At 70.7% G+C, this 15,564-nt stretch carries 13 protein-coding genes; 8 read left to right on the top strand and 5 right to left on the bottom strand.

The window, feature by feature from the left end:
- Position 1 precedes the first annotated feature (1 nt).
- The gene (locus tag ACIRG6_RS27005; protein WP_403324834.1) at positions 2–436 is read left to right on the top strand and encodes an Rrf2 family transcriptional regulator; all 435 of its coding nucleotides are present in this window, start codon (positions 2–4) and stop codon (positions 434–436) included.
- A gap of 42 nt (positions 437–478) precedes the next feature.
- Here ACIRG6_RS27005 and ACIRG6_RS27000 read toward each other — a convergent pair whose 3' ends face one another.
- Entirely contained in the window at positions 479–1,636 is a 1,158-nt protein-coding gene (locus tag ACIRG6_RS27000; protein ID WP_403324833.1) for a M23 family metallopeptidase, read from the bottom strand.
- 334 nt (positions 1,637–1,970) lie between these two features.
- Between ACIRG6_RS27000 and ACIRG6_RS26995 the strand changes: the two genes are divergently transcribed.
- Positions 1,971–2,564 (top strand): TetR/AcrR family transcriptional regulator, encoded by a 594-nt coding sequence (locus ACIRG6_RS26995; protein WP_364683626.1) that lies wholly within the window; start codon positions 1,971–1,973, stop codon positions 2,562–2,564.
- A 9-nt stretch (positions 2,565–2,573) separates the two neighbouring features.
- Here the strand turns inward: ACIRG6_RS26995 and ACIRG6_RS26990 are convergent, their stop codons facing one another.
- Positions 2,574–3,596 carry an SMP-30/gluconolactonase/LRE family protein gene (locus tag ACIRG6_RS26990; RefSeq protein WP_365022067.1) on the bottom strand — a complete coding sequence of 341 codons (1,023 nt, stop codon included), beginning with the start codon at positions 3,594–3,596 and terminating at the stop codon, positions 2,574–2,576.
- Positions 3,597–3,768: 172 nt separating this feature from the next.
- On the opposite strand from ACIRG6_RS26990, the gene ACIRG6_RS26985 reads away from it, so the two are divergent.
- Complete coding sequence (locus ACIRG6_RS26985; RefSeq protein ID WP_403324832.1) at positions 3,769–5,577, top strand: flavin-containing monooxygenase; 1,809 nt, start codon at positions 3,769–3,771, stop codon at positions 5,575–5,577.
- Between the two features lie 40 nt (positions 5,578–5,617).
- Here the strand turns inward: ACIRG6_RS26985 and ACIRG6_RS26980 are convergent, their stop codons facing one another.
- Positions 5,618–6,379, bottom strand: coding sequence for an SDR family NAD(P)-dependent oxidoreductase (locus ACIRG6_RS26980; RefSeq protein WP_364683632.1), 762 nt, complete (start codon positions 6,377–6,379; stop codon positions 5,618–5,620).
- Positions 6,380–6,519: 140 nt separating this feature from the next.
- Between ACIRG6_RS26980 and ACIRG6_RS26975 the strand changes: the two genes are divergently transcribed.
- From ACIRG6_RS26975 to ACIRG6_RS26965, 3 genes are all read left to right on the top strand, one after another.
- A complete protein-coding gene (locus ACIRG6_RS26975) occupies positions 6,520–7,143 on the top strand; it encodes a TetR/AcrR family transcriptional regulator (RefSeq protein ID WP_364683634.1) in 624 nt (207 codons plus the stop codon).
- A gap of 132 nt (positions 7,144–7,275) precedes the next feature.
- Positions 7,276–8,217 carry an ADP-ribosylglycohydrolase family protein gene (locus tag ACIRG6_RS26970; protein ID WP_364683636.1) on the top strand — a complete coding sequence of 314 codons (942 nt, stop codon included), beginning with the start codon at positions 7,276–7,278 and terminating at the stop codon, positions 8,215–8,217.
- Between the two features lie 317 nt (positions 8,218–8,534).
- Positions 8,535–9,821 (top strand): M48 family metallopeptidase, encoded by a 1,287-nt coding sequence (locus tag ACIRG6_RS26965; protein ID WP_403324831.1) that lies wholly within the window; start codon positions 8,535–8,537, stop codon positions 9,819–9,821.
- Positions 9,822–10,208: 387 nt separating this feature from the next.
- On the opposite strand, the gene ACIRG6_RS26960 is transcribed toward ACIRG6_RS26965, so the two are convergent.
- Entirely contained in the window at positions 10,209–11,276 is a 1,068-nt protein-coding gene (locus tag ACIRG6_RS26960) for an urea transporter (protein WP_403324830.1), read from the bottom strand.
- Positions 11,277–11,668: 392 nt separating this feature from the next.
- Between ACIRG6_RS26960 and ACIRG6_RS26955 the strand changes: the two genes are divergently transcribed.
- Complete coding sequence (locus ACIRG6_RS26955) at positions 11,669–13,045, top strand: cytochrome ubiquinol oxidase subunit I (RefSeq protein WP_364683663.1); 1,377 nt, start codon at positions 11,669–11,671, stop codon at positions 13,043–13,045.
- Between the two features lie 84 nt (positions 13,046–13,129).
- Positions 13,130–14,164, top strand: coding sequence for a cytochrome d ubiquinol oxidase subunit II (locus ACIRG6_RS26950; RefSeq protein ID WP_403324829.1), 1,035 nt, complete (start codon positions 13,130–13,132; stop codon positions 14,162–14,164).
- A 179-nt stretch (positions 14,165–14,343) separates the two neighbouring features.
- Here the strand turns inward: ACIRG6_RS26950 and ACIRG6_RS26945 are convergent, their stop codons facing one another.
- Positions 14,344–15,402 carry a type III polyketide synthase gene (locus ACIRG6_RS26945; protein WP_239768735.1) on the bottom strand — a complete coding sequence of 353 codons (1,059 nt, stop codon included), beginning with the start codon at positions 15,400–15,402 and terminating at the stop codon, positions 14,344–14,346.
- Positions 15,403–15,564 lie beyond the last annotated feature (162 nt).

Raw genomic sequence — 15,564 nt, 5'->3', positions numbered from 1 at the left:
CATGAGTGCCAACAGCAGGTTGACCATCGCCGCCCACGCACTGGCCTGGATCGGTCTCTACCAGCGCCAGGGCCATGAGATCGCCACCTCCGAGCAGATCGCGACCAGTGTGAACACCAACCCCGTGGTGATCAGACGACTGCTCGGCGAACTGCGCAGAGCCGGGCTCGTGGAGTCCCGGCGGGGGGCGGGCGCGGGCTGGTCACTGGCCCGCGAGCTGAAGTCGATGACCCTGCTCGACGTGTACGAGGCAGTGGAACCCGGCCCGCTGTTCGCGATGCACCGCACCACCCCGGACCAGGGATGTGTAGTGGGTTACGGCATCCAGCCGGCGATGCAGGGCATCTACGAGGGCATCGAGGAGACCCTGAGAAACGAGCTGGCCCGCGTCACGCTCGAAGACGTACTCCGGGACGTACTCGCGGCACCTCGTTAGCCTCCCCGTTACGCCCTGTTGACGGGCGGCCGTCGGGCGGGCTCAGCCGCCGCCGGTGAGCCAGGCATCCGGGTCCGTGTACTGGCCGTCGAGAAGGACCTCGAAGTGGAGATGCGGGCCGGTGGACAGACCCGTGGAGCCGACGAGCCCGACAGGGGCGCCGGTGCTCACGCTCTGGCCGGCGCTCACCTGGAGGGCAGACAGATGGCTGTAGGTGGTCTCCAGCCGTTTCCCGTCGATTGCGCCGTGGTCGATCACTACGCGGTAACCGTAGGCCGAGGTCATGCCGGCGAACTCGACCCGTCCCTCCCGCGCCGCGGACACCTGGGCCCCTTGCGGCGCGCCGAAGTCGACGCCCGTGTGGAGCTTGGTGACCTTGGTCAGCGGGTGGACGCGTGAACCGAACGGCGAGGTGACGGTGAGCGTGGTGACGGGCGGCCTCAACGGCGCGCCGGAGACCTGGGCGCTGTCTTGTTCGGGATTCTGCAGGACCAGGGCGTCGTAACGCGGTAGCCGCTTCTTGACCTCGGAAACGAACGCGCGGGCCGAGACGGGGGCCTTGCCGGCCTTTCTGACCTCGTCCACGCCGGCCGTGTACGCGGCGAGCGTGAGGTCGGCGACGTCGCCGCTGACAGCGCCCTTCGTGCGGAGTGCGGTCATCTTCTCCGCCAGGGAGCAGTCCTGCCGCCCCAACGCCATGATCGCGTCCACTGCATCGTGGGGCGAGGAGCTGCCGTTGCCGTCGTCGTCCCGGCCCCAGGTCTTCCAGCCGGCGTCCGTGAAACGGGCGATGCCCCGCTCGGAGAGGCTCGCACTGTCGTCCTGCCACCCGGAGAGCTGATCGATGTGCGCGGCGAGGAGCGCGGGCGTGATACCCGCGCAGTCCGCGGTCGCCGCGCGCAGCCAGGGCACGTAGGAGCCGTCCACATTGCTGATGTCCGACGGGCCCGGCTCCGAGGCCGGTGCCAGGGCCGTGCCGAGGCTGCCGCTCAGGGCGAGGAAGGCGAGGACCCCGGTGGCCGTCACCAGTCCGGGCAGCACGATCAGAACGAAGGGCCCCGGGCCCCGCCGACGGCGCACGGGTGCGCGAACACCGCGTTCCTCGACAGGTGGCGAGTCGTTCGCCGGTCCGGGCGCGGCCTCGAAGGCGGCCGACTCCGTCGTGGTGGGGTAAGTCGGGTCTTCCCTGTCCTTGGTCACTGCTGGGCCGGCCTCAGGAGGGTGCCACGGCGGGGCGTGATGCAGGCGGGGTGTATCGGCTCACAGGCCAGACGCTAAAGGGATGTTGACAGGGTGTCACCGGCCGCAAGGACATGGTGAACTGCCCGATAGGGCGCAGCCGATGCCCGCACGACGGCGTGGGCGGCGGAGCACGGGGGCAGGGGACGCGATCGTCTCCCGTGCGGGATCGCACACCGGCAGACGACACCGACGAGGCCGGTGATGATCTCGGGCGGCCGGAGGGTGGGGCCAGGACGCCGACGGGCTCTTGGCTACTGCCCGAGCCGATCGCCCCGCCGGGTACTCTCTCGGAGTGACGCAGCACCGTGTTCCCGAGGAGCAGCGGCCCGCGAACGAGGGGCGGAAGGCCGCGCCCCGTAATCGGGCCGCGCTGGTCGCTGCCGCGCGGGAGGTCTACTCCGAGTGCGGTCTGGACGCCCCGCTGTCCGCGATCGCGCGTCGCGCCGGGGTCGGCCAGGGTGTTCTGTACCGGCACTTTCCCGACCGGGAAGCCGTGGCGACTGCGGTGCTGGAGGAGAACGTCCGGCAGGTCGAGCAGGCGGCGGCCGTGAGGGGCACGGACCTGGCGCGAGTCCTGGGTGTCCTGACCTGGCACCTGACGGAGTCGGCGGCGTTCATCAGTGTCCTGCATGCCGACGGGGCGGGCAGCCCTTCCCACGTCCCCGCGTATGCGCACGCCCTGTCCGAGCGGGTCGAGCGTGCCCTGCGAGGACATCTGCCGGACGGGCACCGGCTGGCCGGGGCGGACGACGACCTCATGATCGCTGTCGCCATGGTCTCCGGTGCCGTCACCGGCCCGACCCGCGAGCAGAGGGAGCGCCGGGCGCGTGCGGCATGGCGGCTGCTCGGTGTCGATGTGGGACCGGTGCGGCCCTTCGAGGAGTAGGCGGAGGCGTCAGCCGCCGTTGGACTGGCGGATGCCCTTCGCGAGCGCGTCGAAGCTGTAGAGGTAGCCTCCGCCGGGCCCGCTGACGGTCATGTAAGCCTTGGTTCCACCGGGCGTGATGGCCACGTTGGTCGCGGATTCGAGTCCTCCGGCGGCGCGGCCCGGTACCTCGACGGTCGCCAGGCGCTCACCGTACTTGTCGTACACCGCCATCGCGGGGCGGCCGTGCAGGCCTTGGTACAGGTTGCCGTCCGCGTCCACCGCGATCGAGTCGGTCTGGGCGATCCCACCGTCGACGCGGATGGCGGTGTGCCGCGAAGCCACGCCGCCCTTGCCGTCCAGGAGGAGGTAGTTGATGCGGTTCTGGGTCAGCTCGCTGAACCACAGCCCGCGGTAGGCCGCGTCGAAGGAGATACCGTTCGGCGACGCCAGACCGTCCGCCAGGACAGTGGCACTCTTTCCCTCCCGGTCGATCCGCACCACGCGGCCCTTCGCCTCGCCCTCGGACATGCCGCGTGAGTCGCTGAGGTACAGGTTGCCCTCCCGGTCGAAGGCGAGGTCGTCGGGGTTCATCGGTGATCCGTCCACCTCGCCGGAGAAGAAGGTCCGCGGATCGCTGCCGTCCGCTGCCAGGCTCACGATGTCTCCGTGGGCGAAGTCGGTCAGGTAGATCCGTCCGTCGTGCGGGCTGATCTGGGCCGAGGTGTAGGCGCCGCGAGCGTCGGTGTGGACCGGTCGGGACGTCTTCTTCCGGACATTCACGCGCAGGACCTTCGGCTCGCCGGCCGGGGCGGTGACGTCGACGACGAGCAGCTTGCCGTCCTCGTCGAAGACCGGTCCCTCCAGCAGGGTCATCCCGGTCTGCTCGTGTACTTCCGTCAGGCGCATGACCTGTTGTGCGCGGACGGTCCGCTCGCCCCTGGTGGTTTCCGGGCCCTGCGGTGCACCCGCCGTCTGCGTCCCGCACCCTGTAAGGGCCAGCACGCCGATCGTGGCGGCCCCGGCGAGGGGACGGATCGGGAGTCGTCGCATGTGCATCTCTCTTCCTGTCCGAAAGTGTGCGGAAGCAACCCACAGCCAACCGGACAGTGTTGTCCGGTTGTTGTTACCGTAGAGCATGGCTGCTCAAGTCCTGAGACGTCCCCACCAGTTCACGGATGAGTGGCTCCTTGGCAGCGAAGCGGAAGAAAACGAGGCCCCCCACATGGCACATTCGCAGGAGTTGTCCCCCGAGGCGCTCGCCGGACTCAGGGAGCGTTACCGGGCCGAGCGGGAACGACGCGTGCGCCCCGACGGCGCGCGGCAGTACCTCGGCGCCGACGCCGAGTTCGGCTACTACGCTGCCGATCCCTACGCGGGGGAGACGTCCGAGCGCGGGCCGCTGCGGGACCGAGTGGACGTCGCGGTCATCGGCGGTGGATTCGGCGGCATCCTCGCGGGTGCGCGACTGCGCCAGCAGGGAGTCGGGCGCGTCCGCATCATCGAGAAGGGCGGTGACTTCGGGGGAACCTGGTACTGGAACCGGTATCCGGGCATCCACTGCGACGTCGAGTCCCATGTGTACCTGCCGCTGCTCGACGAGACCGGATACGTACCGGAGTGGAAGTACGCGCCCGGCGAGGAGATCCGCCGGCACGCGGTACGCATCGCCGAGAAGTTCGACCTCTACGCGGACGCCTTGTTCTCCACGGCGGTCACCTCACTGACGTGGGACGACACCAGCGAGACCTGGACCGTCACGACCGACCGGGGCGACACGTTCCGGGCCACCTACGTCGTCACGGCCACCGGGACCCTGTCCGAGCTGAAACTGCCCGGCATCCCCGGCATCGAAAAGTTCACGGGCCACACCTTCCACACCTCGCGCTGGGACTACGACTACACGGGCGGCACTCCGGACGGCGGCCTCACCGGCCTCGCGGACAAGCGCGTCGGCGTCGTGGGCACCGGCGCCACCGGCATCCAGGTGGTTCCGAAGCTGGCCGAGGACGCCGGCCACCTCTACGTCTTCCAGCGCACGCCCTCCAGCGTGGACGTGCGCGCCAATCGCCGTACTTCCGCCCGCGACGTCGGCGCCGACCGCGAGGGCTGGGCACGTGAGCGCCGCGACAACTTCCTGCGCATCGTCTCCGGGGAGCACGCCGAGGAGGATCTCGTCGCCGACCGGTGGACCTCGTCGGCGGGCCTTCTCGAGAAACTGTTGCCGAGCTTCCGCCGCCCGAGCGACCGGGCCGCCTTCGAAGCGGCCTACGAAGTGGCGGACGCCACCAAGATGAACGAGATCCGCGCCCGCGTCGAACGGACCGTCACCGATGCGGAGACGGCGGAGAAGCTCAAGCCCTGGTACCGCTATGCCTGCAAGCGCCCCACCTTCTCCGACACCTATCTCCAGGCGTTCAACCGCGGCAACGTCACCCTGGTCGACACCGCGGACACCCACGGCATCGAGCGCATGACCGAGAACGGCGTCGTGGTCGGCGGCACCGAGTACGCACTCGACTGCTTGATCTTCGCCACCGGCTTCTCCGTCGGGGTCTCCGGCATCCACTCCGGCAAGCTGCCCGTCCGTGGCCGGGACGGCGTGCCCCTGCTGCAGGCGTGGGCGGAGCGAGGACCGCGGACCCTGCACGGGTTCACCAGCAGCGGCTTCCCGAACCTGATCCAGCTGGGCGCCGTCCAGAGCGCCAGCAGCGTCAACTTCACCCACGTACTCGACGAGCACGCCGTTCACGCCGCTGCCCTCGTCGCGGCCGCCGAAGCCGAGGGCGCCCTCATCGAACCGTCCCACGAGGCCGAGGACGCCTGGATCGCCACCCTGGGTGAAGGCGCCCCCGATCACGCCTGGTTCCACGCCGAGTGCACCCCCGGCTACTACAACGGTGAGGGGCGGGGCCGACCGAACGGCCCGACCGCCTACCCGCAAGGCGCCTTCGCCTTCCACAACCTTCTGAGGAAGTGGCGTGCGGAGTCCATGGACGAGATCCTGAGGCCCAGGACCCCTGCGCAGGCGTAGATTCCTGTCGCGGGTTCCGCCGTGGACGACCGGCGCCGGATCAGACCGCCGACCAGCCGTCGTCCACGGGCAGAATCGCGCCGTTGATGTTGCTCGCGGCCTCGGAGGCGAGGAACAGGATCGCCGCGGCCTGTTCCTCCGGCCGGGACACACGGCCGAGGTTGACGAAGTGCGGCCCCAGCGCCGCCGGGCCGTGAGCCGTCCGGTCGGCCTCCACCGCGATGGCGGTCGCGGTGCCGCCCGGGCAGATGGCGTTGGCGCGGATGCCGTTCTTGCGGTACATCACCGCCAGCGACTTCGTCAGCCCCACCACGCCATGCTTGGACGCCGTGTACGCGGCGCCCGCCGCGCTCCCGCGCAGGGCAGCCTCGGAGGCGGTGTTCACGATGGCGCCGCGGCCCGCGGCCAGCATGTGCGGCAGTACGGCGCGGGCGAGGAGGAAGGGGGCGGTGAGGTTGACCCGGATGACCCGCTCCCATTCGGCGTCGCTCACGTCGGCCAGGGCCGACATGCTGTCCATGATCCCGGCGTTGTTCACCAGGACGTCCACGCCGCCGAACCGCTCCACCGCCGTCGCCGTGACGTGGTCCACCACCGCCTGTTCACTCAGGTCGCCGGTGACGGCCACCGCGGTGCCGCCCGACTGTCCGATCTCCTCGACGGTCGCCGCAGCCCCCTCGGCGTTGAGGTCCGCCACCACGACGCGGTCGCCCTGGGCGGCGAAAGCGAGCGCGGCCGCGCGGCCTATGCCCGACCCCGCCCCGGTGACGATCACGCTGCGCCCGTTCAGGCCCTTGGTCATCAACTGCTCCGTTCGCGAAAGTGCCGACGCGGCGGACTGCTGCCGCACCGTGCCGGCACCCTACAAGTTTATGTCTCTGAGTGACATAAAGTCGTGGGGCAGAATACGCATGACACCGATCACCGGCGCCGGAGGGCCAGATGACCGCAGCCCGTGGACGGACGGGGCGACCGCCGCTGACCGACGAACGCAAGGCCGCCATCCGGCTGGAGATCGCTCACGCCGCGGTCGGCCTGTTCATCGCCCAAGGCGTCGCCGCCACCACGGGTGAGCAGATCGGGCAGGCGGTCGGAATCTCGGCGAGGACTCTCTGGCGGTACTTCCCCACCAAGGAGAGCTGCGTACGGCCGCTGTTCTCGACCGGCATCGACACGATCGCCGCCGCGCTGCGGGAGTGGCGTCCTGGCCGGCCCCTCCAGGAGGCCTTCGACCACGTGTGGGCCGGCGACGAGGACCTGACCGGACCGGACGTCGGCGCTCTGCTGCGACTGACCCGGACCGAACCGGGCCTGCGCGCCGTCTGGCTGCAGACCCGCGACGAAGCGGAACCCGCCTTCGCACGTGCTCTCGCCGAGCGCGCCGGACTGCCCGACGACGACGTACGGCCGGCCGTCTGGGCCGCCATGCTCAACGCCGCGCTGCGCGCGGCCCTCGAGCACCACGCCTACCGATCGGCTGAGCCGGATTCCGGTCCACCCGCCCGAGCCGACCTCGCGGCGACTCTGCGCACCGCCTTGGTCCTCACGGAGGCCGGCCTCGCCTGACTGATCCCTACGTCGTTCTGCGGGACGTGGTGAGCCCTTCGTACGGTTCACCCACCCAGGGGCGCCGAGCAGGAACGTACGGATCGCGGCCGCACGCAGAGCCGTACGGTGCGGCGCGGATAGCCTGCCCGAATGAAGCGAACGCAGCGGGCCGCTGGCGCGGTCGTCGGCGCGGCGGTGGGTGACGCCCTGGGCGGTCCCTTCGAGTTCGGACCCGAGGGCGCGTTCTCCGCGCGGTTTCCCGTGCCTGGTGCCGGTGGGGAGATGTGCGGCGGCGGTGGCTGGGACCCCGGTGAGGCCACGGACGACACGCAGATGGCCGTTCTGGTGGCGGAGTCACTGCTGGACCGAGGTGGACTGGATCTGCCGGACATCTTCGCCCGCTTCCAGCGGTGGGCAGCAGCGGAACCGAAGGACATCGGCCTGCAGACCGAGGACGTCCTGACCAACGGCATGCCCTGGGACCTCGCCGCAGCGATCCATTTCCAGGTCAACCAGCGAGCAGCGGGAAACGGCTCGTTGATGCGGGCCTCGACCTCCGCGGTCTACTTCGCGCGCGCCGGCCAGGAAGCCACCATGGACGCGGCCCGCCGTATCGCGGCCCTCACCCACGGCGACCGCGCGGCCTGGGAAGGCACCGCGATCTTCCACGAACTCATCCGTCTCGTACTCGAGGACACCGACCCCCTCACCGCGCTCCCGGACACCCTCGCCGCCGTCCACCCCGACCACCGCGGCCGCTACGCCACCGTCCTCGCGCACGACTGGCACCCCGACCAGGCGACCGAGTTCAACGGCGCCGTCTGGCCCTGCCTGGGCTCCGCCGTCTGGGCCCTGCGCACCACCACCAGCTTCGAAGAGTCGCTACGCGCGGCGATCGACCTCGGCGGCGACACCGACACCGTCGCCGCGGTGACAGGCAGCCTCGCGGGGGCCTACTACGGGCTGGACGCCATCCCCCCGCACTGGACCCAGCCGCTCCACGTTCCCCTCCCTGGATTCGATCGACGGGTGCTGCGCCTGGCAGACCTGCTCCACCTCGCACACCGCCTCGAAAAGACGCCGGCGGCCTGATCCGCGAGGACGACACCGTGTGTCACCTCCAGAGGGAACCCGATCCGACCCCTGCTGCAATGGGCCCAGCCTGTGAGGGGGAGTGGCGCGTCTGCCACTCGGGAACGTCGGTGCCGCGTGGGGCCGTTACCCGTTGCGGCCAACTCGTACGAAACTGACCCCGCCGCCGACCTGACGCTCCTCGGGCGGTTGCGGCGGGATCACAGTTCGGCCTGCACAGGCGACCGCGTCTTCACCGTGGCGGCGCTGTGTGATCGGATCGGCCTGTATCAGCAGGCAGCGGCTCGGGGAGCGCCGCGCAGGAGGGGAAAACCGTGATGCCGGCCATCGCCGAAGAGACCACACAGCCATGCCCGGAATGCGGCACGGAGATCCGCGGCGACAGCCGGTTCACTGTCTGGTGCGCTGCCTGTGACTGGAACGTGGACCCCGAGGAGCCGCAGCCGGACACGGGACGGCTGGACCGGGCCGAGCGTGCCCTGGCCCGACGGCATGGCGAGCAGCTGCTCGCCGAGATGCTGAGCGGGCAGGATGCGCGCCCGCGGCGCGATGCCTCGGCGGTTACGGCCACCGCACTCGCTCTGACCGTGCACGGGATCACCCTCGCGCTCGCCATCGGCGGTGTCTGGTGCGTGGTGGCGGGCTGGGGAGGCGTCGGCATGGTGGCGGGGCTGGTCCTTCTGGCGCTGGCCTGGCTGTGCGCCCCGCGGTTCGGCCGCCTGCCCGACGACGGGCCCGTTCTGCTGCGGGCCGACGCGCCGGAACTGTTCGCCCTGGTGGACGAGGTGGCGCGGGCGGTCGGCACGCGGGGCGTGGACGCGATCGTCGTGGACGGGAGCATCAACGCCGCCGTCACGACGTACGGTGTGCGCGACCGGCGGCTGCTGGTGCTGGGCATGCCCCTGTGGGAGGTTCTCACGCCCGAGGAGCGGATCGCGCTGCTCGGCCACGAGTTGGCCCACTACGCCAACGGGGACACACGCAACGGCCTGGTGGTGGGCACGGCGGTGCGGACCCTGTCCGTGTGGCACCACATCCTCCAGCCGCTTCCGCACCCGACCGGGCTCGAGGTGATCGTCAACGCCCTCTACGTGCTGCCCCGCCTGCTGATCGGGGGGCTGCTGGTGCTGATCGTCCGGCTGACGTCACGGGCCGGAATGCGGGCCGAGTATCTCGCCGACCGGCTGGCCGCCCGCGCCGCCTCCACGCAGGCGGCGGTCGGCCTCATGGACCGCTTGCTCATCGCCGACTCGCTCGGCGTCCGGCTGCGCACCGAGGTCAACCGTGCAGCCCTCGGCGGACCCCGCTCCACCCGGAAGGCGACGGACCGGGCCGACGAGCTGTGGGAAATGCTCACCACGTACGCGACGTCCATCCCGGAGCACGAGTACGAACGACAGCGGCGCGCCGGAGCCCGTCGCGGACACCAGGTCGACACCACCCACCCGCCGACCCACCTGCGCCGCGCCTGCCTGCTCGCCGGCCGGCCGGAAACACCTGCGGTAATGCCGCAGGCGCACCGGACCGAGCTGATCGCCACGGAACTCGCCGCGGCCCGCACCGAGGTGGCCCGCCGCCTGCTGCGCGGCGGCTTCGGCGACTGAGGGCCTCCTGTGTGGAGCTCGCGGGGGTCCGGCACCGCACGCCGATCCGGCCTCATCCAACGAAGAAGCCCTGCCGCCCCGTTCGGCTGCGTGATTTCGTCGCGCCACACGGGTAGCCACCGGCGCTTCGCAGCACAACGGCGTCCGTCCCATCGGCCGTCGGGGAGCCGGGCTGCCCGGTGAGGGCGGCCTGCGTGCCCACGGAGCTGCCTGGCGCAGGCTCAGGCGGCCGGCCTTGGCGGCGTTCCCGGTCCTTGTCGGTCCGGTTGAGCCGCACGGCCGGCGCCGATGACAGGGCCTCGTCAGCAGCCGGCAGCACGCGCCCCTTGTGCCGGAGCGGGGGCCTCCCGCCGCCACCGACCCCGGTCAGGTGGTGCGTTCACGTACTCACCGTGCACGCGTCCGACCCCGTAGTGCTCCCGTCCCGCGCCTGGGTCCAGTCGATCGACGTCCGGCCTGCACGGACGATCCCCGGCACGGACGACGACCGGTGCGACGACGGAGACCCACGGCCGGGCCGGGGCCCTGGGCACGGTGCGGGGCGGTCAGCCGCGGGAAGGAGCGGGCGGCGGCCAGGAAACCGAGCGTCGTCAGCACGAACGGCCAGGTGAAGGCGTGCCCGCCGGACGGGGCGAGCAGCGCAGCGACGGCCGGGGTCAGAGCCGTCGCGGTCGCCGCGCCGAGCAGGGCGTACAGCAGCGTGGCCGGCGCCGCCGGCAGGAACACGCCGCACAGCGCCAGTGCGACCAGCACCGCGTTGCAGCCCAGGGTGCCGTCGGCGATCCGCTCGGCCGGTGCCCCGAGCGCCCAGGCGGTCACGATGCCCGTCACGCTGCCGGCGCAGGCGATCAGCCCGGCCGTCCGGCTCGCCAGGAAGACGCCCGCGAGCAACAGCGCGCCCACGTCCCACCGCTCCAGGAAGAAGAGCTGGGACATGGTGTGGAGGAACGCCCGGGGCAGGTCGTCCGGGTGCAGGGCGATCGGCCCGGAAACCGCGCCGGGCAGCGCGGCGAGGCCGTCGCCGTACGGCCAGATCCGTCGGAAGGCGGGCGCGGCGACGGTCACCGCAACCGCCAGGAGGCAGTACGGCAGGGTCAGCGGCGGCAGCTTCCAGACGCTCAGCAGACGCACCGTCGCCGCCGTGGCGACGGTGACGACGATGCACCCCGCGGCGGCGAGCAGTGCCGTGGCCGGCCTGTCGCGGCCGAGGAAAACGGCGAGGCAGAGGGCGAGCAACGCGGGGTTGAAGCCCTCAAGTCCTGCCTCCTGCCGGTCGCGTGGCACGCCGAGCCGGCGGGCGGTCCAGGTGCCCAGGACTGCGCCCCCCACCGCGTACGCGGCGTACCGCCAGTCGGCCATGCACAGGGCCACAGCGAAGACGGCCCCCGTCCATGGATTCACCTGGAACACCACTTGGCCCAGGCCGCGCAGCACCTGCGCGCAGAAACCCGGCACGTGTGCCGGACACCACCACCATCGGGCCCGCACCGACCGTCGCACGTCCCGCCCCCTCAGCCGGTTCTTCCGTGACACGATAATAACTTTCCGTATCACGGTATCTGCGGTTCGGGTGCGTCGAGGCGTCCGGAAGGAACTGACGGATGACCAAAGCCGGGTCACCGACGCGTGGACGTCAGGGACTCCGTCGGGCGCCGGTGCCCAGGCGTGGGTCGCGTCAGCCGCATCCGAGGGGCCCGCCGAGCGTGGCGATGCCGGTCCTCCCTCTCTGTCGGGCGATACGGTCATCTCCGGAAAGTCAGTCAAAAACACCTTGCTCGCTACCGTTCCGGGGAGTACTCGTGCCCGTGCTCGATCGTCTCGCCTCCGGCGTCCGGTCGTTCGCCGCGATGGCTGCGGACGGGGTGACGGACGGCGATCTGGCCGCGGCCCGGGCACAGATGGGCTTCTCACTGGCCTGGCACATCATCGTGGCCTGCCTCGGCGTGGGGTTGCCCGCCCTCACACTCATCGCCGAGTGGTACGGAATCCGCACAGGCGATCCGGCACACCGCCTGCTGGCACGCCGATGGGCCCGTGGAATGGGGGTCCTGTTCGCGGTGGGCGCTGTTTCCGGCACCATCCTCAGCTTCGAGATGGGGCTGCTGTGGCCGGGCCTGATGGGCAGGTACGGGCAGGTCATCGGTTTGCCCTTCGCGCTGGAGGGCATCGCGTTCTTCATCGAGGCGATCTTTCTGGGCATCTACCTCTACGCCTGGGACCGGATGCCGCCCAAGCGGCACCTGCTCATCGGCTTGCCGATCGTGGTGGCGGGCGTGGCATCGGCGTTCTTCGTCGTCTGTGCCAACGCATGGATGAACCAGCCCCGCGGATTCACGCTGCGGGACGGGGAAGTCGTCGACGTGGACCCCTGGGCGGCCATGTTCAACCCCGCGAGCCCGCCGCAGACCGTGCACATGATCCTGGCGGCGTTCATGGTGGCGTCGTTCCTGACCGCCGCGGTCTATGCGGTCGCCATGCTGCGGGGCCGTCGGGACGCCTATCACAAGGCCGGCTTCTTCATCCCGTTCACACTGGGAGCGGTGGTGACCCCTTTCCAGATCGTCGTCGGCGACTGGGCCGCACGGTTCCTGGCCGAGTACCAGCCTGCGAAGCTGGCCGCCATGGAAGGCGTGTACACCACCGGGTCCCACGTGCCCCTGACCCTCGGGGGCGTCGCCCGCGACGACGCCCTGCGCTACGGACTGGAGATCCCGAACGGACTCTCCCTGCTTGTCGGATACCACCCCAGCACCGTCGTCCAGGGCCTGGACAAGGTTCCGCGCAGTCAGTGGCCCGCGGTGACAGCGGTGCACTGGGCGTTCGACCTGATGGTGGCCGTCGGATTCTTCCTGTTGCTCCTGGGGGCCTGGCTGCTGTTCTCGTGGTGGCGTCGCCGACGCGGGCACGGTGAACTGCTCGACCAGCGTGGATCGCGACCGTTCCTCGGGCTGGCCGCGCTCGCCGGTCCGGCCTCGGTGATCGCGTTGGAGAGTGGCTGGTGCGTCACCGAACTCGGACGCCAGCCGTGGGTCGTCTGGGGGATCATGAGCGTGCGGGACGCCGTCAACCCGGCTCCCGGGCTGATGACCGGCCTGTGGCTGGTGCTGATCGTCTACGCCGCCATGACCGTCGCCACCGTGTACGTCCTGCGCCGTCTGGCAACGCGTACGGCCGTGCCGCTCGCGCCGCAGGAAGAGGACGTCGAACGCTACCCCGTCGTGTGACCGTGAGAGCTCCCGTCATCCGCTGCTGCGGTCCGGCATGAACCCATCCGCGCCCCGATTTCCCGGCCACCACTGGAGGTCACCGTGCTCGCAGACACGGCACTCGCTGTCATGTGGGTGGGTCTCACCTGCTACGCCGTCTTCGGCGGTGCCGACTTCGGCGCAGGCGTGTGGGACCTCCTCGCCGGCGGAACCCGACGAGGACGAGCCCAGCGCCAACTCGTCGAGCACAGCATCGGTCCGGTGTGGGAGGCCAACCACGTCTGGCTGATCTTCGTGGTCGTGCTGCTGTGGTCGGCCTTCTCACCGGTCTTCGCCGCCGTGATGTCCACGCTCTACCTGCCGCTGACCTTCGCGGCCTTGGGCATCATCGCCCGTGGAGCCGCCTTCGCCTTCCGCAAGGCCAGCACGGAACTGTGGCAGCAGCGTCTGTTCGGCGCCTGTTTCGCCCTTTCCTCGCTGATCACACCGTTCTTCCTCGGCACCGTGGCCGGCGGCGTCGCCTCCGGACGGGTCCCGCCCGGCCTCGCCGAGGGAGACGTCCTCACCAGCTGGCTCAACCCCACGTCGAGCCTCGGCGGCGTCCTGGCCGTGCTCACCTGCGCCCACCTCGCCGCGGTGTATCTGTGCGCCGACGCCGCCCGCGAGGGCCGGTCCGCCCTCGCCGCCGACTTCGCCCGCCGCGGCATCATCAGCGGCCTGGCGTGCGGTGCCGTGGCGTGCGTCGGCATCGCCGTCCTGAACGCCGACGCGCCGGACCTCTTCCACGGACTGACCCACCGCGGCCTGCCCCTGGTCGTCCTCAGCGCCGTGGCCGGTCTCAGCGGGCTTGCCCTGCTCCACAGGAGACGCTACGTACTGGCACGCCCCACCGCGGCACTGGCCGTCGCCGCGATCCTGTGGGCGTGGGGCGCGGCGCAGTACCCGGCCATGCTGGTGGGCGGTACGACGGTCGCCCAGGCCGCCTCCGACGGAGCGGTCCTCTCCGCCTGTCTGATCGCACTGGCGGTAGGAGCGGTCCTCCTGGTGCCCTCCCTCTGGCTGCTGTACGCGACCTTCCAGCGGCGCACCCCTGCCGAGCCGCCAGAGGCGCGCCCCCAGACCCCCGGCTCCCACTGAGCGGCCCATGAAGACGTACCAACGCGCCACCAGTTGCGGCAGGCCCGCGCACCGGTCCAGCCAGGTCACAAGGCGGTGCTGGCCACCAACTCGACGCAGCCGTCAGAACTGCCCCGGAGGGCCCGGACGCCGTCCGGGCCCTCCCGTACTTCGGAGCTGTGAAGCTCAGCTGACAGGCGTCAGCATTCGGACTCCGAGACCCAGGTACCCAGTGCGATCTCGGCGGTGATGCCGGGCCCGAAGCCGGCCATCAGCCCGCGGTGACCCTCGAGGGCTGATGCTTCGTCGAACATACGGCCCAGGGCGTCGAGTACCACCGCGCTGGCAATGTTGCCGTACTCGGTGAGGGTCGCGCGGCTGAAGCGGAACGCCTCGGGCGGCACGTCGAGGAAGAGGCTGAGGTCGTCCAGGATGCGCGGACCGCCTGCGTGGATGATGTAGAAGTCCATCTTGCTGGCGTTCCACTGGTGCTCCTCCGCGACGGCCTGCAGGACCGGGGCGAGGGGTTCCATGGTCCCGGGCACGCGCTTGTCGAGCTGGAAGTGGAAGCCCGTGGAGCGGACCGCGTAGGAGATCCACTCCTCGGTGCCAGGGATGATGTACGAGCCGTTGTGTTCCAGGCGCATTCCGGTGCCACCGTTGCCCCGGACCACGGCCGCGGCGATCCCGTCGCCGAACAGGCCGTTGGACAGCAGGGATCCCACGCCGAGATCGGTGGGCTGATAGCACAGCGAGCAGAACTCGCAGGCGACGACGAGCGCGTTGGCCTCGGGGTACGCCGTGCAGAAGTCGTGTGCCCGGTTGACGGCTGCGCCGCCCGCCGCACAGCCGAGCTGGGCGATGGGCAGCTGCCGGGTCTCCGGCCGGAAGCCCATCGTCTCGATGAGCCATGCGGTGGGCGGGGGCATCATGAAGCCGGTGCAGGACACGTAGATGATCATGTCGATCTGCTGGGGCTCCAGTTCCGCCTGGTCGAGAGCCCGCCGCACCACGGCCGGCACGCGGGCCTTGGTGTGCGCCTCGTAGGTGGCACTGCGGGCGTCGACTCCCGGGTGCTGCAGCACCTTCTCGATGGGCTGTATCAGATGTCGCTTCTGTACGCCGGTGTTCTGGATGAGCCTGAGGGCCAGTTCGAGCTGTGGATGGTCGCCGTGCAGCCGCTGCGCCAGCTCGAGTGTCTCTTCGTTGGTGATGACGTACTCGGGCACTTCGATCGCCGGCTTGCAGAGAACCGCCATGGAACGCCTCCCAGTGGACGTGGTCCACACGGCCGGACCGTGACCGGATACGGGCAGGTCGTTTCCCGGCCGCAGCCCACAGGGATCCGTCACACGGAAACGTGCGACACAGATCGCCTGTGGGCTCCGACGCCGGATTCGACATCCCAGGCACGGACGCGG

It is taken from the genome of Streptomyces flaveolus (genome assembly GCF_044765825.1).
Taxonomy (GTDB): Bacteria; Actinomycetota; Actinomycetes; order Streptomycetales; family Streptomycetaceae; genus Streptomyces; species Streptomyces flaveolus.
The sequence above is the reverse complement of the archived record's forward strand: the minus strand, read 5'-3'. Positions and strand labels throughout refer to the sequence as shown.

What these genes read in the sequence shown, in the direction of transcription:
- ACIRG6_RS27005 (WP_403324834.1), top strand. Translation starts at nt 2, where the DNA reads ATGAGTGCCAACAGCAGGTTGACCATCGCCGCCCACGCACTGGCCTGG.
- ACIRG6_RS26990 (WP_365022067.1), bottom strand. Translation starts at nt 3,596, where the DNA reads ATGCGACGACTCCCGATCCGTCCCCTCGCCGGGGCCGCCACGATCGGC.
- ACIRG6_RS26985 (WP_403324832.1), top strand. Translation starts at nt 3,769, where the DNA reads ATGGCACATTCGCAGGAGTTGTCCCCCGAGGCGCTCGCCGGACTCAGG.
- ACIRG6_RS26980 (WP_364683632.1), bottom strand. Translation starts at nt 6,379, where the DNA reads ATGACCAAGGGCCTGAACGGGCGCAGCGTGATCGTCACCGGGGCGGGG.
- ACIRG6_RS26975 (WP_364683634.1), top strand. Translation starts at nt 6,520, where the DNA reads ATGACCGCAGCCCGTGGACGGACGGGGCGACCGCCGCTGACCGACGAA.
- ACIRG6_RS26970 (WP_364683636.1), top strand. Translation starts at nt 7,276, where the DNA reads ATGAAGCGAACGCAGCGGGCCGCTGGCGCGGTCGTCGGCGCGGCGGTG.
- ACIRG6_RS26965 (WP_403324831.1), top strand. Translation starts at nt 8,535, where the DNA reads ATGCCGGCCATCGCCGAAGAGACCACACAGCCATGCCCGGAATGCGGC.
- ACIRG6_RS26955 (WP_364683663.1), top strand. Translation starts at nt 11,669, where the DNA reads ATGGCTGCGGACGGGGTGACGGACGGCGATCTGGCCGCGGCCCGGGCA.
- ACIRG6_RS26945 (WP_239768735.1), bottom strand. Translation starts at nt 15,402, where the DNA reads ATGGCGGTTCTCTGCAAGCCGGCGATCGAAGTGCCCGAGTACGTCATC.